The organism is Pantoea sp. X-Soil-MYKO-1785, assembly GCF_059730675.1.
Genome location: NZ_AP036000.1, coordinates 724,936 through 741,962, shown reverse-complemented (window position 1 = coordinate 741,962; position 17,027 = coordinate 724,936). Strand labels below are relative to the sequence as shown.

Genomic DNA, 17,027 nt, shown 5'->3' with positions numbered 1-17,027 from the left:
TGATATCCGGCGGGTCAGACGTTCTTATGATGCCCTTGTTCCACCGGGACTTTCACCGCAAGAGTTTACAGAATTGTTAACAAACTGCCAACCGCGGTGCGACGAATCGTTACAGGAAGGCCGGCTTTCGCCGGCCTTCTTCACATTTACATAACTAAACGACGAATGTCGGACAGCATATTGCCGATCAAAGTGATGAAACGCGCACCATCAGCACCGTCGATAACCCGGTGATCGAAGGAAAGAGAAATTGGCATCATCAGACGCGGCGTAAACTCTTTACCGTTCCATACCGGCTCCATCGCCGATTTGGAGACGCCAAGGATTGCCACTTCCGGCGCGTTAACGATCGGCGCGAAGTGGGTGGTTCCCAGGCCGCCAAGGCTGGAGATGGTAAAGCATCCGCCCTGCATGTCCCCTGCCGTCAGCTTACCGTCACGCGCTTTCTTCGAAATCGCCATCAGTTCACGCGACAGCTCGGTGATGCCTTTTTTGTTCACGTCCTTGAAGACCGGAACCACCAGGCCATTCGGCGTATCAACCGCCACACCGATGTTGATGTATTTCTTCAGCGTCAGCTTCTGCGCATCTTCTGACAACGAGCTGTTGAAGCGTGGCATCTGCTCAAGCGCCGCAGCGACCGCTTTCATGATGAACACCACCGGGGTGTACTTCACGTCCATCTTACGCTTCTCGGCTTCCGCGTTCTGTTGCTTACGGAATGCTTCCAGGTCGGTGATGTCGGTTTTGTCGAAATGCGTAACGTGCGGGATCATCACCCAGTTACGGCTCAGGTTAGCACCGGAAATTTTCTGGATGCGTCCCAGTTCGACTTCTTCGATTTCACCAAACTTACTGAAGTCCACTTTCGGCCATGGCAGCATGCCTGGCAGACCACCGCCGCTGGCAGCAGCAGGTGCAGCTTCAGCGCGTTTGACCGCCTCTTTCACGTAGCTCTGCACGTCTTCTTTCAGGATGCGACCTTTGCGGCCGGTGCCTTTGACTTTCGCCAGGTTGACACCGAACTCACGCGCCAGACGACGGATCAACGGGGTAGCGTGAACGTACGCATCGTTCTCGGCAAACTCACCTTTGCTCTCCGCTTTGGCTGCTGCCGGTGCTGCGGCAGGTTTCGCTTCGGCTTTTTCTGCCGGTGCGGCTGCATCCTGCTTCGCGGCGGCCGGTGCTGCGGCTGGCGCGGCACCTTCCACTTCAAACACCATGATCAGCGAGCCGGTGCTGACTTTGTCGCCGGTGGTCACTTTCAGCTCTTTCACGGTGCCCGCGAATGGCGCAGGCACTTCCATTGACGCTTTGTCGCCTTCCACTACGATCAGGGACTGCTCAGCCTCAACTTTGTCGCCGACTTTAACCAGCACTTCAGTGACTTCTACTTCGTCACCACCGATGTCCGGTACGTTAACCTCTTTTGCGCCCGCAGCCGCAGCCGGAGCCGTTGCCGCTTCTTCTTTCACTTCAGGTTTCGCGTCAGCGGCTGGCGCTGCGCCTTCCGCTTCAAACACCATGATGTGCGAACCGGTGCTCACTTTGTCGCCGGTGGCAATCTTGATCTCTTTCACGGTGCCAGCGAACGGAGCCGGGACTTCCATCGAGGCTTTGTCGCCTTCCACCACGATCAGCGACTGTTCTGCTTCAACTTTGTCGCCAACCTTCACCAGAATCTCAGTGACTTCAACTTCGTCACCGCCGATATCCGGCACATTGACATCTTTGCTGGCGGTAGCAGAGGCAGCCGCTGGCGCCGGGGCCGCGTCGGCTTTTTTCTCTGCGGCCGGTGCCGGGGCAGCTTCTGCCGCACCTTCTGCCTCAAACATCATGATCAGCGAGCCGGTTTCCACTTTGTCACCGGTGGCGATTTTGATCTCTTTGATCACGCCAGCCTGCGGCGAAGGCACTTCCATTGAGGCTTTGTCGCCTTCCACGGTGATCAGCGACTGTTCGGCTTCCACCTTGTCGCCAACTTTCACCAGAATCTCGGTGACTTCTACTTCGTCAGACCCGATATCCGGTACCTTAATTTCGATAGCCATTACTCTATTACCTCTTAAGCCAGACGCGGGTTAACTTTATCGGCATCGATATTGAATTTGGTGATCGCGTCAGCCACCACTTTCTTCTCAATCTCGCCACGTTTAGCCAGCTCACCCAGCGCGGCAACCACGACATAAGATGCATCCACTTCGAAGTGATGACGCAGATTTTCGCGGCTGTCAGAGCGACCAAAGCCATCGGTACCCAGCACGCGATAGTCGCTGGCTGGCACATAGCTACGAACCTGCTCAGCGAACAGCTTCATGTAGTCGGTTGAGGCGACGGCCGGTGCATCGTTCATCACCTGAGCAATGTAAGGCACGCGCGGTGCTTCTGTCGGATGCAGCATGTTCCAGCGCTCACAATCCTGTCCGTCACGCGCCAGTTCGGTGAACGAGGTCACGCTGTAGACGTCAGAGCCGATACCGTAGTCTTTCGCCAGGATCTGCGCGGCTTCACGTACGTGACGCAGGATAGAACCTGAACCCAGCAGCTGGACTTTACCTTTGCTGCCGTCGACCGTTTCCAGCTTGTAGATACCCTTACGGATACCCTCTTCCGCACCCTGCGGCATCGCCGGCATGTGGTAGTTTTCGTTCAGCGTGGTGATGTAGTAGTAGACGTTCTCTTGCGCTTCGCCATACATCCGCACCAGACCATCATGCATGATCACCGCGACTTCATACGCATATGAAGGATCGTAGGAGATACAGTTCGGAATGGTCAGCGACTGAATGTGGCTGTGACCATCTTCATGCTGCAAACCTTCGCCGTTCAGCGTGGTACGACCGGAGGTGCCGCCGACCAGGAAGCCGCGCGCCTGTTGGTCCCCCGCCAGCCACATCAGATCGCCGATGCGCTGGAAGCCGAACATCGAATAGTAGATGTAGAACGGGATCATCGGCAGGTTATTGGTGCTGTAAGAGGTCGCCGCCGCCAGCCAGGATGACCCTGCGCCCAGCTCGTTGATCCCTTCCTGCAGAATCTGGCCTTTCTCGTCTTCTTTGTAGTAGGCAACCTGCTCACGGTCCTGCGGCGTGTACTGCTGGCCGTTCGGGCTGTAGATACCGATCTGACGGAACAGACCTTCCATACCAAAGGTACGCGCTTCGTCCGCCAGGATTGGAACCAGACGATCTTTGATCGACTTGTTCTTCAGCATCACGTTCAGGGCACGCACAAAGGCGATGGTGGTAGAGATCTCTTTGTTCTGCTCTTCCAGCAGCGCACCGAACTCTTCCAGCGCTGGCATTTCCAGCTTCTCGGTGAACTTCGGCTGACGCGTCGGCAGGTAGCCGCCCAACTTCTCACGCTGACCGTGCAGATAGTTGTACTCTTCAGAGCCTTTGTCGAAGGTCACGTACGGCAGTGATTCAATCTTGTCATCCGCTACCGGCACGTTGAAGCGATCACGGATATAGCGCACGCCATCCATGTTCATCTTCTTCACCTGGTGAGCAATGTTTTTGCCTTCCGCGGTGTCGCCCATACCATAACCTTTAATGGTATGCGCCAGGATCAGCACCGGCTTGCCTTTGGTGTCCTGTGCTTTTTTCAGCGCCGCGTAGATTTTCTTCGGATCGTGGCCGCCACGGTTCAGTGCCCAGATTTCATCATCGGACATATCTTTAACCAGCGCGGCGGTTTCCGGATATTTACCAAAGAAGTGCTCACGCACATAGGCGCCATCACGGGATTTAAAGGTCTGATAGTCGCCGTCAACGGTTTCGTTCATCAGCTGAATCAGCTTGCCGCTGGTATCTTTGCGCAGCAGCTCATCCCAGCGACCGCCCCAGATGACTTTGATCACTTCCCAGCCAGCACCGGCAAAGATGCCTTCCAGCTCGTTGATGATCTTACCGTTACCGGTGACCGGGCCATCCAGACGCTGCAGGTTGCAGTTGATGATGAAGACCAGGTTATCCAGTTTTTCACGGGTGGCGATGGTGATTGCGCCTTTTGATTCCGGCTCATCCATCTCGCCATCGCCGAGGAAGGCGTACACGGTCTGCGCCGAGGTATCTTTCAGGCCACGGTGTTCCAGATATTTCAGGAACTTCGCCTGGTAGATAGCCGACAGCGGACCCAGACCCATAGAAACGGTCGGGAACTGCCAGAATTCCGGCATCAGTTTCGGGTGCGGATAAGAAGAGAGGCCTTTACCGGCCACTTCCTGACGGAAGTTGTTCATCTGCTCTTCAGTCAGACGACCTTCAAGGAACGCACGGGCATAAATACCAGGGGAAATGTGGCCCTGGAAGTAAACCAGGTCGCCGCCATCCTTCTCACTGCGCGCGCGGAAGAAGTGGTTAAAGCACACTTCATAAATGGTGGCAGAAGACTGGAAGGAGGACATATGGCCACCGAGTTCCAGGTCTTTCTTTGATGCGCGCAGCACCGACATGATGGCGTTCCAGCGGATCGCGGAACGGATACGACGTTCAAGAGAGGTGTTGCCCGGATAATCCGGTTCATCTTCAACGGCAATAGAGTTGATATAGTTGCTGATTGCAGAAGATCCTGCAGCAACGTTCACGCCGCCTTTGCGGGCTGCACCCAGTACCTGATCAATCAGATACTGCGCACGTTCAACACCTTCTTCACGGATGACCGATTCGATCGCCTGTAGCCAGTCACGAGTTTCAATCGGATCCACGTCATTGTGTAAACGTTCTGACATGGGTGTGTTCCTTATCTGTGTCTAATACGTTGAATAATCGGGAGCCTGTTTCAGCACATGCAGGCAGGCTCGTCGCACATGTCCGTACGATCTTTGTCGCACGTTATTCCTTACGTTGCTGTAAACGACGCAGGGAGCGTTCTCGACGGCTCTGCTCCCGACTTCTGTCCAGCAAGATTTCCTCAATGAACGCCAGGTGACGGTGTGAAGCCTCGCGCGCTTTTTCCGGCTCACGAGCCACAATCGCCTCAAAGATTCTGGCGCGGTGACCGCTCACTTTCGCCAGCATTTCCCGGCGCGAGTAGAGCAATTCAAAATTCTGACGGACGTTTCGTTCCAGCATAGGGCCCATAGAGCGTAGCAAATGCAAAAGCACAACATTATGGGCGGCTTCTGTGACAGCGATCTGATACTGCATCACTGCGTCCGCTTCGGCGTCTAAGTCGCCGCTGTCCTGTGCCTGCTGGATCTGCAGATGGCAATCGCGAATCCGCAGCAGATCCTCTTCGGTGCCGCGCAGCGCCGCATAATAGGCGGCAATGCCTTCTAAGGCGTGGCGCGTTTCCAGCAGGTCAAATTGTGATTCCGGATGGTCGGCGAGAAGCTCTACGAGTGGATCGCTCATGCTTTGCCAGAGATGCTCCTGTACGAACGTTCCGCCACCCTGACGGCGTAGCAGTAATCCTTTGGCTTCTAAGCGCTGGATCGCTTCGCGGAGAGACGGACGTGAGACATCGAATTGTTTGGCGAGTTCGCGCTCGGGGAGCAGCTTCTCTCCCGGACGCAGCGTCCCTTCCATGATCAGGGATTCGAGCTGTTGCTCGATAGCGTCGGAGAGCTTGGGTTGGCGAATCTTACTGTAAGCCATCGTCCCTTCTTATTAAGCCAATCGTCCGGAGTAAATTGGTAATACCAATTGTCAAAAGGAGCCGGTAAAGTAACAAAGTATTCACCTTGTGTCTATACGGTGCAGATGACATTCCACCATGGCTAAAGCCAGTGCTGACGCTAACTTACGGTTAAAAAAATGAAAAATTACCGTGGAAGTAAATGTTAAATATTTTCACTTTTACCAAACCTTACACCCGCTTAGCCGTTAAACGCAGCGGCAGCCATAAGCGAAAGCTATTCGTCATAAGTAACATTTCATGGCAGAAATTTGGGCAACACCAACGTGAGCCGGACGCTGTTTTTTCAGTCAATGCCCAGCACAAAAAGCGAAAGCAGGTGCAAAGCGATTCGCTTATCACTATTCTTGTCGCCAGGGTAGCGCATGGCAGCAGACGGCAGGCCAGATACCGTAAAAAAATCAATACATTAATGTAACCACTTCATTACAGCGGTTTGCGCTGCGAACGAAGAATAAAAACATCACGAGGTTTGTATGGAACAACAGCAAGGCGAAGCGCTGAAACGTGGCCTGAAGAACCGCCATATTCAGCTCATCGCGCTGGGTGGTGCGGTGGGGACCGGCCTGTTTCTCGGCAGTGCATCGGTCATTGAGTCCGCCGGGCCGGCCGTTATTCTGGGGTATGCCATTGCCGGCTTTATTGCCTTTTTGATCATGCGCCAGTTAGGCGAGATGGTGGTGGAAGAGCCGGTTGCCGGCAGCTTTAGCCACTTCGCTTATAAGTACTGGGGCAATTTTGCTGGCTTCGCATCGGGCTGGAACTACTGGGTACTCTATGTACTGGTGGCGATGGCGGAGCTGACCGCAGTCGGCAAATATATCCAGTTCTGGTGGCCTGACTTTCCGACCTGGGCCTCAGCCGCCATCTTCTTTGTGATGATCAACGCCATCAACCTGACCAACGTGAAAGTGTTTGGCGAGATGGAATTCTGGTTCGCCATCATCAAAGTGGTCGCGGTGATTGGCATGATCCTGTTCGGCGGCTGGTTGCTGTTCAGCGGCAGCGGCGGCCCGCAGGCAACGGTGCGCAATCTGTGGGAACAGGGCGGATTTTTCCCTCACGGCCTCGGTGGGCTGGTGATGGTAATGGCGATCATTATGTTCTCGTTTGGCGGTCTGGAACTGGTGGGGATTACCGCCGCAGAAGCCGATAATCCGGAAACCAGCATTCCCAAAGCCACCAACCAGGTGCTGTGGCGCATCCTGATTTTCTATATCGGTTCGCTGGCGGTGCTGCTGTCACTGATGCCGTGGACCCGGGTTACCGCCGAAGTCAGCCCGTTCGTTTTTATCTTCCATGAACTGGGTGATGCGATGGTGGCCAATGCGCTGAATGTGGTGATCCTGACTGCGGCGCTGTCGGTCTATAACAGCTGCGTTTACTGCAATAGTCGCATGCTGTTTGGCCTGGCGCAGCAAGGCAACGCGCCAAAAGCGCTGCTGAAAGTGGATCGCCGCGGCGTGCCGGTGCTGACCATTCTGGTCTCCGCCGTCGCGACTGCGCTGTGCGTATTGATTAACTACCTGATGCCGGGCGAGGCTTTCGGCCTGCTGATGTCTCTGGTGGTTTCTGCGCTGGTGATCAACTGGGCGATGATCAGCCTGGCCCACCTGAAATTCCGTCGTAAGAAAGATCAGCAAGGGGTCACCACCCGCTTTAAAGCGCTGCTCTATCCGGTGGGTAACTGGATTTGCCTGATCTTCCTGGCGGCGATTCTGGTCCTGATGGCAAACACGCCGGGCATGGCGATTTCCGTCTGGTTGATCCCGGTCTGGCTGGTCATCCTGGGCATCGGTTACTTCATTAAGAATCAGACGCAGAAAGCCTGATAAGCACTTTCCTGCTGCGACACCGAGAGCTGTCGCAGCAGGCTACTCTCCCCCGCCAGCTTAGGCTGCCAAAGACCGATCCAGCTCACACTTCTCCCCGCGCACCTGATTTGTCCATCTTCACGGCGATTTATTCCCAGTCATCTCTCTGATTTAGCGACAATAATTCCTGTTCACACCGGATGCGCAGGAGAGAACCATGAAAGGTGCAGCCCTCTCGTTTCGAGAAAAACTGGGTTATGGCATGGGCGATGCCGGATGCAACATGATTGGCGGTGCCATCATGCTGTTCCTTAACTACTTCTATACCGATGTTTTCGGTTTAGCCCCGGCGCTGGTCGGCACGCTGCTGCTGTCGGTGCGGGTACTGGATGCGGTAACCGATCCGATTATGGGCGCGATTGCCGATCGCACCCAGAGTCGCTGGGGTCGTTTCCGCCCGTGGCTGCTGTGGGTTTCCGTCCCGTATGTGCTGTTCAGCGTGCTGATGTTTACCACGCCGGACTGGACCTACCATAACAAGGTGATCTGGGCCTTCGTCACCTACTTCCTGATGTCGCTGACCTACACTGCCATCAACATTCCCTACTGCTCGCTGGGCGGCGTAATTACCAACGATCCCGGTGAGCGCGTCTCCTGTCAGTCTTACCGTTTCGTGATGGTCGGCATCGCAACGCTGATCCTGTCGATGTCGCTGCTGCCGATGGCGGAATGGTTTGGCGGCGAAGACAAGGCGCGGGGCTATCAGATGGCGATGACCGTGCTGGCAACCATCGGCCTGGCGATGTTCCTGTTCTGCTTTGCCACGGTGCGTGAGCGTATTCATCCTGCTGTCCCCAGCAATGACGATCTGAAGAAAGATCTGCGCGACGTCTGGAAAAACGACCAGTGGGTGCGCATTCTGCTGCTGACCTTCTGCAACGTTTGTCCCGGCTTTATCCGCATGGCCGCCACCATGTATTACGTGACCTGGGTAATGGGACAATCGACCCACTTCGCCACGCTGTTTATCAGCCTCGGCGTGATTGGCATGATGTTCGGCAGTACGCTGGCAAAAGTGCTGACCGACCGCTGGTGTAAGCTCAAGGTCTTCTTCTGGACCAACATTGCACTGGCGCTGTTCTCCAGCGCATTTTACTGGATCGATCCGCACGCCACGCTGATGGTGGTGATCGCCTACTTTGTGCTGAACATCCTGCATCAGATTCCGTCGCCGCTGCACTGGTCGCTGATGGCCGATGTCGATGACTATGGCGAATGGAAAACCGGCAAACGCATCACCGGTATCAGCTTCTCCGGTAACCTGTTCTTTCTCAAAGTGGGACTGGCGGTCGCCGGGGCGATGGTTGGCTTCCTGTTGTCGATCTACGGCTACAATGCCGGGGCGAAACAGCAGTCGCCGGAAGCGATCAACGGCATCATGCTGCTGTTTACTGTGATCCCTGGCGTTGGCTATCTGATTACTGCGGGTGTAGTGCGCCTGATGAAGGTCGACCGTAAAATGATGATCACTATCCAGCAGGATCTCGCGCTGCGCCGCGAAAATTTCCGAGACTTACAGACTACTCGCCCACGCGACGGGGTTGTCCCGCAAACCGGAGAAGTAAAATGACCACTACCTGGCCTAATCCCTTTATTGAACAGCGCGCCGACCCGTTTATCCTGCGTCATGATCAGCACTACTATTTTATCGCCTCGGTGCCGGAATATGACCGGCTGGAGATCCGGCGAGCCGATACGCTGGATGGCCTGCGCAGCGCCGAACCGGTGGTGGTCTGGCGCAAACCGGACAGCGGCCCCTGCAGCGAGTTGATCTGGGCGCCGGAACTGCACGTTATTGATGGCCAGTGGGTGATCTACTTCGCCGCGGCTCCGACGCGCGACATCAAAGATGGTCTGTTTCAGCATCGGATGTACGCGCTGGTGTGTGATGCAGCCGATCCGCTGCAGGGCGAATGGCTGCCGTGCCGCCGGGTATTCAGCCAGTTCGACAGCTTCTCACTTGATGCCACCCACTTCGTGCACCAGGGTAAGAACTGGTATCTGTGGGCGCAAAAAGATCCGGCTATTCCGGGTAACTCCAACCTCTATCTGGCAGAGCTGCTTAACCCCTGGACGCTGAAAGGCACGCCGGTGATGCTGAGCCGACCGGAATATGAATGGGAATGTGCCGGGTTTAGCGTTAACGAAGGCGCGGCGGTGATCAGCCATGGCGATCGGCTGTTCGTAACCTACTCTGCCAGCGCCACCGATGAGAATTACTGTCTGGGTTTACTGTCGATTGCGATCGATGCCGATCCGCTCGACGTCACCGCCTGGCAGAAATCTGCGCGGCCGGTGTTTGTATCGAGCTGGGATAATCATCAGTATGGACCGGGCCACAACAGCTTTACCCAGGATGAGGCGGGACGCGACGTGCTGGTTTACCACGCGCGTAACTACACCGAAATTGAAGGCGACCCGTTATGGGACCCGAATCGCCATACCCGGCTGAAGTACTTTGACTGGCGGGCAGATGGCACACCTGACTTTGGCGTGCCGCCCGCCGATCACACCAGCGTGCCGTAAATCGTCAGCAACGCAACAGCCACCACCAGCACCAGCGACGTTCGTTTCGCTAACGCCACGGCAACCCGTGGCGTTTCCACTTTATCAGTGTGTGGATCGCGCGACAGCGAGAACTGGGCCAGGCTGGTCAGCACCTGATACTGCGAACGATGACGGTCGGTCAGCGAGGCAAACCATGCCGGCAACGCTTTCTCGCCGTGTCCCAGCAAGGCGTAAGCGACACCTGCCAGCCGCACCGGGATCCAGTCGAGCACGTGCAGTATGCCATCCACACCCGACTGCGCACGCGCCATCGGCGTGCCCTGTTTTGCCAGCCAGCCCTGCCAGGCGCGTAGGAAAGCATAACCCACCAGCAGCACCGGTCCCCATGCGCCGCCTGCCACCAGCCAGAACATCGGCGCGAGGTAGAAGCGGAAGTTAATCCAGATCAGCGCATTCTGCAGTTCGCGCAGGAATTCACGCTCGCTGCACTCAACCGGCACACCGTGGATCAGAGTCAGCTCTGCCGCCATCGCCTGATGGGCAGCGGCATCATCGTGGCTGGCCGCTTTCAGATAGGTGTGATAGTGCAGACGAACCGATCCCGCCCCGATACATAACAGCCCGATGACGATCCAGAACAGCAGTTGCAGCACGCCAAACAGCAGCCCCTTCAGGCTCCAGACTACCAGTGCCGTCACGGCCATCACCAGCACCGTCATCAGCAGGGTGCGCATCATCGAGAAATGCTGGCGACGACGAAAAAAACGGCTCCAGCCGATGTTCGAGCTGCCAGTGCTCGCCCAGCTTAAACAGGCGCTCCCAGCCTAAAACCAATAACAAGGTAAACAACGTCATACTGACTCCGCAAAAATCACGATTTTTGCTGCGTTAACAGCTGCTTATAGTAGTCCCAGTCAAATGCAGGTCCGGGATCGGTTTTGCGCACCGGCGCGATATCACTGTGTCCGGTAATGCGCGCAGGCGTGATGGGGTAGTGCTGCAACAACACCTGTGTAACCTGTTGCAGTGCCCGATATTGCGCCTCGGTATAGGGTTGGTTATCCGTTCCTTCCAGTTCAATGCCAATCGAGAAGTCGTTGCAGTTTTCCCGGTCTTCGAACTGCGACACGCCTGCATGCCAGGCGCGTTTATCAAACGGCACATACTGCACAATCTCCCCCTCCCGGCGAATCAGGCAGTGCGCCGCCACGCGCAGGCTGGCGATATCTGCAAAATAGGGATGGGCATCCGGCGGCAGCGTACCGGTGAACAGTTTATCGATCCACGGGCCGCCAAATTCGCCCGGCGGCAGGCTGATATTGTGGATCACCAGCAGCGAAGGTGCCTCGTCGTCGGGTCGATCATTGCAATGCGGCGAGGGGACCTGACGCACCCCGGTCAGCCAGCCATCTTCAAGTTTCATGCTGCATTTCCTTGTTCAATCAGGCTGAGAATAGCATGAATAGTAAGGGTTTCTTGCGTCTTAATGCGTCATCAAACTGCGACCCGAACAGCTGTTGTTAAGGATACTAAACAAAATTCTGTTCATCTCTGGTACGCTGCGGCGGTTCAGGCTATTGTGAACGCCTCACTCATCATCCCTTTTTTGGAGTTGATCGCATATGTCTTCGCGTGGTTATGATCCGGACAGTCGCCGCCAGGCGCTGATTAGACGCATTGAAGGTGACATCCCTGAGGCTGTCGCGCGTGCTTTACAGGAAGATCTTGGCGGCGAAATTGACGCCGATCGTGATATCACTGCTCAGCTGTTACCTGCCGAAACGCAGGCCCACGCGCAGGTGATTACCCGTGAGGCGGGTGTTTTCTGTGGTAAACGCTGGGTCGAAGAGGTGTTTATTCAGCTTGGCTCGCACGCGACCCTGACCTGGCATGTGAAAGATGGCGACCGCATCGAGCCTGATCAGCCGCTGTTCGACATCGACGGCCCGGCGCGACTGCTGCTGACCGCTGAACGTACCGCGCTCAATTTTGTCCAGACGCTTTCTGGCGTTGCCACCGAGGTCAGCCGCTATGTAGCGCTGCTGGCGAATAGCCAGACGCAGCTGCTGGACACGCGAAAAACCCTGCCCGGGCTGCGTACCGCGCTGAAATATGCCGTACTGTGCGGTGGCGGCAGTAACCATCGCCTCGGCCTGTCCGATGCCTATCTGATTAAAGAGAACCACATTATTGCCAGCGGATCGATCCGTCAGGCAGTAGAAAAGGCGCAGTGGCTGCAGCCGGATGTGCCGGTAGAAGTTGAAGTCGAATCTCTGGAGGAGCTGGACCAGGCGCTGGACGCAGCGGCGGATATCGTCATGCTGGATAACTTCAGCCTGGATCAGATGCGGACCGCGGTGGAGCGTAATCAGGGGCGGGCGCTGCTGGAAGTCTCTGGCAACGTTACGGAAGCCACCTTGCCTCAGATTGCGCAGACCGGCGTCGATTATGTCTCCGTGGGCGCGCTGACCAAACATGTGCGCGCTCTCGATTTATCGATGCGTTTTCAGCAACAGTAAGAGACCGCGCCGTGTTCCCGCACGGCGTTTTTTGCGATCCCCCTTCCATGACCTTTTCGGCTGCACTGCAAGCCATAAATATGTTCTCGCCCCCTTTTCCATTGTTTCACTCTGCGACTGTGATTCTGCTGCCCGCCTTTTTAGTCTGACGTTTTCTTAATCAGGAGGCGATGTGATGAATTATCAACGCGGATTTACGCTGGTTGAACTGATGATTGTGGTGGGTATCGTGGCGATCTTAAGCGCCATTGGCCTGCCCGCTTATCAAAACTATCTGCAGCGCGCGGCACTTACCGACATGCTGCAAACCATGGTGCCGTACAAAACGGCAGTAGAACTCTGCGCCATGGAGCGCGGCGATCCGGCGCAGTGTCAGGCTGGCGAGCACGGCATTCCTGCCGTCAGAAGCTCACGCTACGTTTCAGCGCTCAGCGTGACCAAAGGCATCATCACCCTGACCGGTCAGGAGAATCTGAAGGGCTTAAGCGTTGAGATGCTGCCGGTATGGGACAGCACGGAAGGCAGCATCAGCTGGCAACGGAGCTGTACCAGCAGCAACATCAGCCTGCGCGACAACTGCCTTGCCCAGTTCCGCTTTGCCGACAAAGGGGCAAATGATGAACAAGCCTGATGCGGCGATTGCGGCATTATGCCAGCGCTACCGCGCTCTGGTGCTGCAGCATGATGCCAGTCAACTGCGGGTCGCCGTGGCGAAAAGCGTGCCGCACGGGCTGGCTGAAGCGCTTAATTTCGCCAGCCAGTGTCAGATTGAGATTGAGTGCTGGCCGCAGGCGCGTCTCGATCAGCTGCAGCACGCCGCAACGCCGCTGTCAGCCCGCGAAGATGCACCGGCAGAGTCAGCCGTTGAGGCAACACAGCAGATACTGCAACAGGCACTGGAACGTCGCGCGTCAGATATTCACATTGAGCCCTGGCGGGAGGGTCTGCGGGTCAGGCTGCGGATTGACGGCGTCCTGCATCCGCTCTCCTCGCTGCCCGCCACCCAGCCCGCGGCACTGCTGGCGCGCCTGAAAATCCTCGGCGGACTGGATATTGCCGAGCGTCGGTTACCGCAGGATGGTCAGTTCAGCCTGGAGATTGCGGGCAAACCGGCCTCGTTTCGCCTCGCTACCCTGCCGATCCATGGCGGTGAAAAGGCGGTGGTGCGGCTGCTGCAGAGTGAAAACGCGGCGTTGTCGCTGGATAAGCTGGGGCTTCCCGCCGCACAGTTACGCCTGATGTGCTCGGCGCTGGCCCAGCCGCAGGGACTGATCCTGGTGACCGGGCCAACCGGCAGCGGCAAAACCTTCACGCTCTACAGCGCGCTGAGTGCGCTGAATACACCAGATAAAAATCTGTGCAGCGTCGAAGACCCGATTGAAATCCCGCTGCCCGGCATTAACCAGACCCAGATTCACAGTAAAACCGGGCTCGACTTCCATCGCGTACTGCGTGCGCTGTTGCGCCAGGACCCGGACGTGATTATGGTCGGCGAAATCCGCGATGCAGAAACCGCCGAGATTGCGGTTAAGGCCGCGCAGACCGGGCATCTGGTGCTCTCCACGCTACATACCAATTCAACTGCCGAGACCCTGACCCGCTTACGCCAGATGGGCATTGCTGGCTATCTGCTGGGATCGGCGCTACGGCTGATCGTCGCGCAGCGTCTGGTGCGAAGGCTCTGCCCGCATTGCCGTCAGCCGGCGCAGGCGGTGGCGCACTATCCTTCCGAACTCTGGCCCGGCACGCTGCAGACCTGGCACGCGCCCGGCTGCGATCACTGTTTCTCGGGTTATTTTGGCCGGCTGGCGCTGTTTGAGCTGCTGCCGATGAACGCCAGACTGCAAAACGCCATTGCGGCAGAGATGCCGCTTGAGAATCTGCTCAGCCTGGCAAAGCAGCAGGGACTGCGTACTCTGCTTGCCTCCGGTCTCGAAGCGGTGAGCCGCGGCGATACCTCGCTGGAAGAGATGCAACGGGTTATCGGGCTGGAAGATGGCTAATCCGGCGCTGTTTCGCTGGCAGGCAGTTGACAGTCAGGGCGCGTTGCAAAGCGGCCAGCTGCTGGCTATCGACAGTGAGAATCTGCTGCTGATGCTGGCACAGCGCGATCTCCTGCCGGTCAGCTGGAAATGCGAAAAGGTCTGGCGACGTTCTGCCTGGACGTGGCAGCATAAAACCGATCTGATACGCCAGCTGGCAACCCTGCTTAAAGCGGGCTTACCGCTGGCGGAGGGGCTGGTTCTGCTGGCGGAGGGGCATCCGCACGCCGGCTGGCGGGCACTGATGCTGGCGCTGCATCATCGGGTGTTGAGCGGTCAGCCTTTTTCACAGGCGCTGCGTGAGTGGCCGCAAATCTTTCCGCCGCTCTATCCGGCCCTGATGGAGGTCGGCGAGCTGACCGGCCAGCTGGATGTCTGCTGCAGCGAACTGGCACAACAGCAGACCCGGCAGCAACAGCTGTGGCAACAGGTGGTGAAGGCGCTGCGCTATCCGCTGTTCATTCTGCTGGTGGCCATAGCTGTCAGCTGTGGCATGCTGCTGTTTGTGCTGCCGGAATTCGTCACAGTGTATGCCTCGTTTGACGCACCGCTACCGGCGTTTACCGCCGCGGTGATGCAGCTCTCCGCTGTGTTGCAGCAGTGGGGACTGTGGTTAGCCAGCGTGCTGTTGCTGGCGCTGACTGGCTGGCAACAGCTGCGACGACGTTCCGCTGGCTGGCAGCGACGGGAGCAGCGTTTTTTTCTCCGCATTCCGCTGCTTGCCGGACTGTGGCGCGGTTCGCAGCTGACGCAGATCTACACCATCCTGCAGCTGACGCAGCATGCCGGACTTACGCTGTTACAGGGACTCGCCGCTGTAGAGGTTACCCTCTCCTCCCTGCTGTGGCGGGAAGCGATTGCTGCGCTGCAGCAGCATATCGCCGCAGGAAAACCGCTGCATCAGGCGCTGGGGCAGCATCCGCTGTTTACTGCACTTTGTGGTCAGTTGATTCGCGTCGGTGAAGAAGCGGGTGCGTTAGATTTGATGCTGGCCAGACTGGCTGAGTGGCATGAAGGAGAGACCCGGCAACGTGCTGACGCGCTGGCTGCCTCACTGGAGCCAATGATGATGGTAGTGATAGGCGGCATTGTCGGTACGCTGGTGATTGCGATGTACCTGCCGGTGTTCGGGCTGGGTGATGTGATGCAGTAAAGGGCGCGTTATGCGCCCTTTACTGTGAAATCAGCTGAGTCACCGATGAAGTCTGTTGAACGACAGCAGGTTAATGGCTGTCGATGCGTGAACATCGATGGACTACTGCTGATGCGCCAGTATCGGAAACCAGGATCGGTGCCTGATTGTATTAACCAACCATCAGCCACTGTCGATCACTCTCCGACGCTTAATCGCTGACAACCGAACAGACTATCGGTTAAACACCCGGTTTTCCTGCTCAGTCACCCGGATAAAAGTGGTGCGCTTGGTCAGTTCCTTCAGACGCTCTGCCCCGACGTAGGTACAGGCTGAACGCAGGCCACCCAGAATGTCGCGTGCCGTATCGGCTACCGGTCCGCGCAAAGGCAGCTTCACGGTTTTTCCTTCCGCCGCACGATACTCCGCAACGCCACCCACGTGACGCTTCATTGCCGACTCTGAACTCATGCCATAAAACAGCATGAAGCTTTCGCCATTCTCTTCGATGACCTTGCCTTCACATTCATCGTGTGCTGCCAGCATACCGCCCAGCATTACAAAGTCGGCACCGCCGCCAAAGGCTTTAGCAATATCACCCGGCACCGCACAGCCACCGTCACTGACAATCTGTCCACCCAGTCCGTGCGCCGCATCAGCGCACTCAATCACCGCCGAGAGCTGTGGGTAGCCCACGCCGGTCTTCACCCGCGTGGTGCAGACTGAGCCAGGGCCAATGCCCACTTTGACGATATCGGCACCAGACAGAATCAGCTCTTCCACCATTTCCCCGGTGACTACATTACCGGCACAGATGGTTTTGCCAGGAAACGCTTCGCGGGCACGCTGCAGAAAATCGACAAAATGCTGCGAGTAGCCGTTAGCCACGTCAATGCAGATAAACTGTAATTTCTCTGACAAGGCCATAATGGCGTTCAGCTTGGTAAAGTCCGCTTCAGAGGTGCCGGTAGAGACCATTACCGCGTTCAGTACCGACGCGGGCACGCGCTGAATAAACGCTCGCCAGTCATCAACGCTGTAATGTTTATGCACCGCCGTCAGGATATTAAAGCTGGCCAGCGCTTCTGCCATCAGAAAGGTGCCAACGGTATCCATATTGGCGGCGATGATCGGGACACCGCTCCAGCTCAGGCCGGAGTGCTTAAAGGTAAAACTGCGCTCCAGCTCAACCTGCGAGCGGCTTTTCAGCGTGGAACGTTTTGGGCGAATCAGAACGTCTTTAAAGCCCAGTTTCAAATCTTCTTCAATACGCATGTGTCATGTCCTGGTGAGTGGCAACGAACCGCAGTTC

Annotated in this window: 13 protein-coding genes and 1 pseudogene; 8 read left to right on the top strand and 6 right to left on the bottom strand. The window is 56.7% G+C overall.

Annotated features, from left to right (window positions below; translation table 11 throughout):
• Positions 1–146 precede the first annotated feature (146 nt).
• From aceF to pdhR, 3 genes are all read right to left on the bottom strand, one after another.
• Entirely contained in the window at positions 147–2,051 is a 1,905-nt protein-coding gene (gene aceF, locus AC6I8D_RS03275) for a pyruvate dehydrogenase complex dihydrolipoyllysine-residue acetyltransferase (RefSeq protein WP_497819650.1), read from the bottom strand.
• A 14-nt stretch (positions 2,052–2,065) separates the two neighbouring features.
• A complete protein-coding gene (gene aceE, locus AC6I8D_RS03270; protein ID WP_031376688.1) occupies positions 2,066–4,732 on the bottom strand; it encodes a pyruvate dehydrogenase (acetyl-transferring), homodimeric type in 2,667 nt (888 codons plus the stop codon).
• Between the two features lie 103 nt (positions 4,733–4,835).
• Entirely contained in the window at positions 4,836–5,600 is a 765-nt protein-coding gene (gene pdhR / locus AC6I8D_RS03265; RefSeq protein WP_031376689.1) for a pyruvate dehydrogenase complex transcriptional repressor PdhR, read from the bottom strand.
• A gap of 182 nt (positions 5,601–5,782) precedes the next feature.
• On the opposite strand from pdhR, the gene AC6I8D_RS03260 reads away from it, so the two are divergent.
• The 4 genes from AC6I8D_RS03260 (at position 5,783) to AC6I8D_RS03245 (ending at position 10,040) form a co-directional block, all read left to right on the top strand.
• A complete protein-coding gene (locus tag AC6I8D_RS03260) occupies positions 5,783–6,058 on the top strand; it encodes a hypothetical protein (RefSeq protein ID WP_497819649.1) in 276 nt (91 codons plus the stop codon).
• Positions 6,059–6,116: 58 nt separating this feature from the next.
• Entirely contained in the window at positions 6,117–7,472 is a 1,356-nt protein-coding gene (gene aroP, locus AC6I8D_RS03255) for an aromatic amino acid transporter AroP (protein ID WP_031376690.1), read from the top strand.
• A 199-nt stretch (positions 7,473–7,671) separates the two neighbouring features.
• Complete coding sequence (locus AC6I8D_RS03250; RefSeq protein WP_031376691.1) at positions 7,672–9,084, top strand: glycoside-pentoside-hexuronide (GPH):cation symporter; 1,413 nt, start codon at positions 7,672–7,674, stop codon at positions 9,082–9,084.
• Entirely contained in the window at positions 9,081–10,040 is a 960-nt protein-coding gene (locus tag AC6I8D_RS03245; RefSeq protein ID WP_312055394.1) for a glycoside hydrolase family 43 protein, read from the top strand. Before AC6I8D_RS03250 ends, AC6I8D_RS03245 begins: the two co-directional genes overlap by 4 nt.
• On the opposite strand, the pseudogene ampE reads toward AC6I8D_RS03245, so the two are convergent.
• Together ampE and ampD are read right to left on the bottom strand one after the other, a co-directional pair.
• Positions 10,022–10,877 (bottom strand): annotated as a pseudogene (ampE, locus tag AC6I8D_RS03240) (beta-lactamase regulator AmpE). The gene AC6I8D_RS03245 and the pseudogene ampE sit on opposite strands and share 19 nt — an antisense overlap.
• Before the next feature lie 16 nt (positions 10,878–10,893).
• On the bottom strand, positions 10,894–11,445 hold the full coding sequence (gene ampD / locus AC6I8D_RS03235) for a 1,6-anhydro-N-acetylmuramyl-L-alanine amidase AmpD (protein ID WP_497819648.1): 552 nt from the start codon (positions 11,443–11,445) through the stop codon (positions 10,894–10,896).
• 199 nt (positions 11,446–11,644) lie between these two features.
• Here ampD and nadC point away from each other — a divergent pair, with 199 nt between their 5' ends.
• The 4 genes from nadC to hofC all read left to right on the top strand — a co-directional run bounded on the left by nadC (position 11,645) and on the right by hofC (position 15,736).
• Positions 11,645–12,541: a carboxylating nicotinate-nucleotide diphosphorylase gene (gene nadC, locus AC6I8D_RS03230; protein ID WP_312055391.1), complete on the top strand. Its 897-nt coding sequence runs from the start codon at positions 11,645–11,647 to the stop codon at positions 12,539–12,541.
• Between the two features lie 175 nt (positions 12,542–12,716).
• Positions 12,717–13,172: a prepilin peptidase-dependent pilin gene (gene ppdD / locus AC6I8D_RS03225; protein WP_312055390.1), complete on the top strand. Its 456-nt coding sequence runs from the start codon at positions 12,717–12,719 to the stop codon at positions 13,170–13,172.
• On the top strand, positions 13,159–14,544 hold the full coding sequence (gspE, locus tag AC6I8D_RS03220) for a type II secretion system protein GspE (protein WP_497820647.1): 1,386 nt from the start codon (positions 13,159–13,161) through the stop codon (positions 14,542–14,544). Before ppdD ends, gspE begins: the two co-directional genes overlap by 14 nt.
• Positions 14,537–15,736, top strand: a complete 1,200-nt coding sequence (gene hofC / locus AC6I8D_RS03215) for a protein transport protein HofC (RefSeq protein ID WP_497819647.1) — start codon at positions 14,537–14,539, stop codon at positions 15,734–15,736. The genes gspE and hofC overlap by 8 nt, the downstream gene beginning before the upstream one ends.
• A gap of 213 nt (positions 15,737–15,949) precedes the next feature.
• Here hofC and AC6I8D_RS03210 read toward each other — a convergent pair whose 3' ends face one another.
• Positions 15,950–16,990, bottom strand: coding sequence for a GMP reductase (locus AC6I8D_RS03210; protein ID WP_312055388.1), 1,041 nt, complete (start codon positions 16,988–16,990; stop codon positions 15,950–15,952).
• Positions 16,991–17,027: the final 37 nt, after the last annotated feature.

Coding starts and splice junctions, on each gene's coding strand:
- aceF (WP_497819650.1), bottom strand. CDS start 2,051: ATGGCTATCGAAATTAAGGTACCGGATATCGGGTCTGACGAAGTAGAA.
- aceE (WP_031376688.1), bottom strand. CDS start 4,732: ATGTCAGAACGTTTACACAATGACGTGGATCCGATTGAAACTCGTGAC.
- pdhR (WP_031376689.1), bottom strand. CDS start 5,600: ATGGCTTACAGTAAGATTCGCCAACCCAAGCTCTCCGACGCTATCGAG.
- AC6I8D_RS03260 (WP_497819649.1), top strand. CDS start 5,783: ATGTTAAATATTTTCACTTTTACCAAACCTTACACCCGCTTAGCCGTT.
- aroP (WP_031376690.1), top strand. CDS start 6,117: ATGGAACAACAGCAAGGCGAAGCGCTGAAACGTGGCCTGAAGAACCGC.
- AC6I8D_RS03250 (WP_031376691.1), top strand. CDS start 7,672: ATGAAAGGTGCAGCCCTCTCGTTTCGAGAAAAACTGGGTTATGGCATG.
- AC6I8D_RS03245 (WP_312055394.1), top strand. CDS start 9,081: ATGACCACTACCTGGCCTAATCCCTTTATTGAACAGCGCGCCGACCCG.
- ampD (WP_497819648.1), bottom strand. CDS start 11,445: ATGAAACTTGAAGATGGCTGGCTGACCGGGGTGCGTCAGGTCCCCTCG.
- nadC (WP_312055391.1), top strand. CDS start 11,645: ATGTCTTCGCGTGGTTATGATCCGGACAGTCGCCGCCAGGCGCTGATT.
- ppdD (WP_312055390.1), top strand. CDS start 12,717: ATGAATTATCAACGCGGATTTACGCTGGTTGAACTGATGATTGTGGTG.
- gspE (WP_497820647.1), top strand. CDS start 13,159: ATGAACAAGCCTGATGCGGCGATTGCGGCATTATGCCAGCGCTACCGC.
- hofC (WP_497819647.1), top strand. CDS start 14,537: ATGGCTAATCCGGCGCTGTTTCGCTGGCAGGCAGTTGACAGTCAGGGC.
- AC6I8D_RS03210 (WP_312055388.1), bottom strand. CDS start 16,990: ATGCGTATTGAAGAAGATTTGAAACTGGGCTTTAAAGACGTTCTGATT.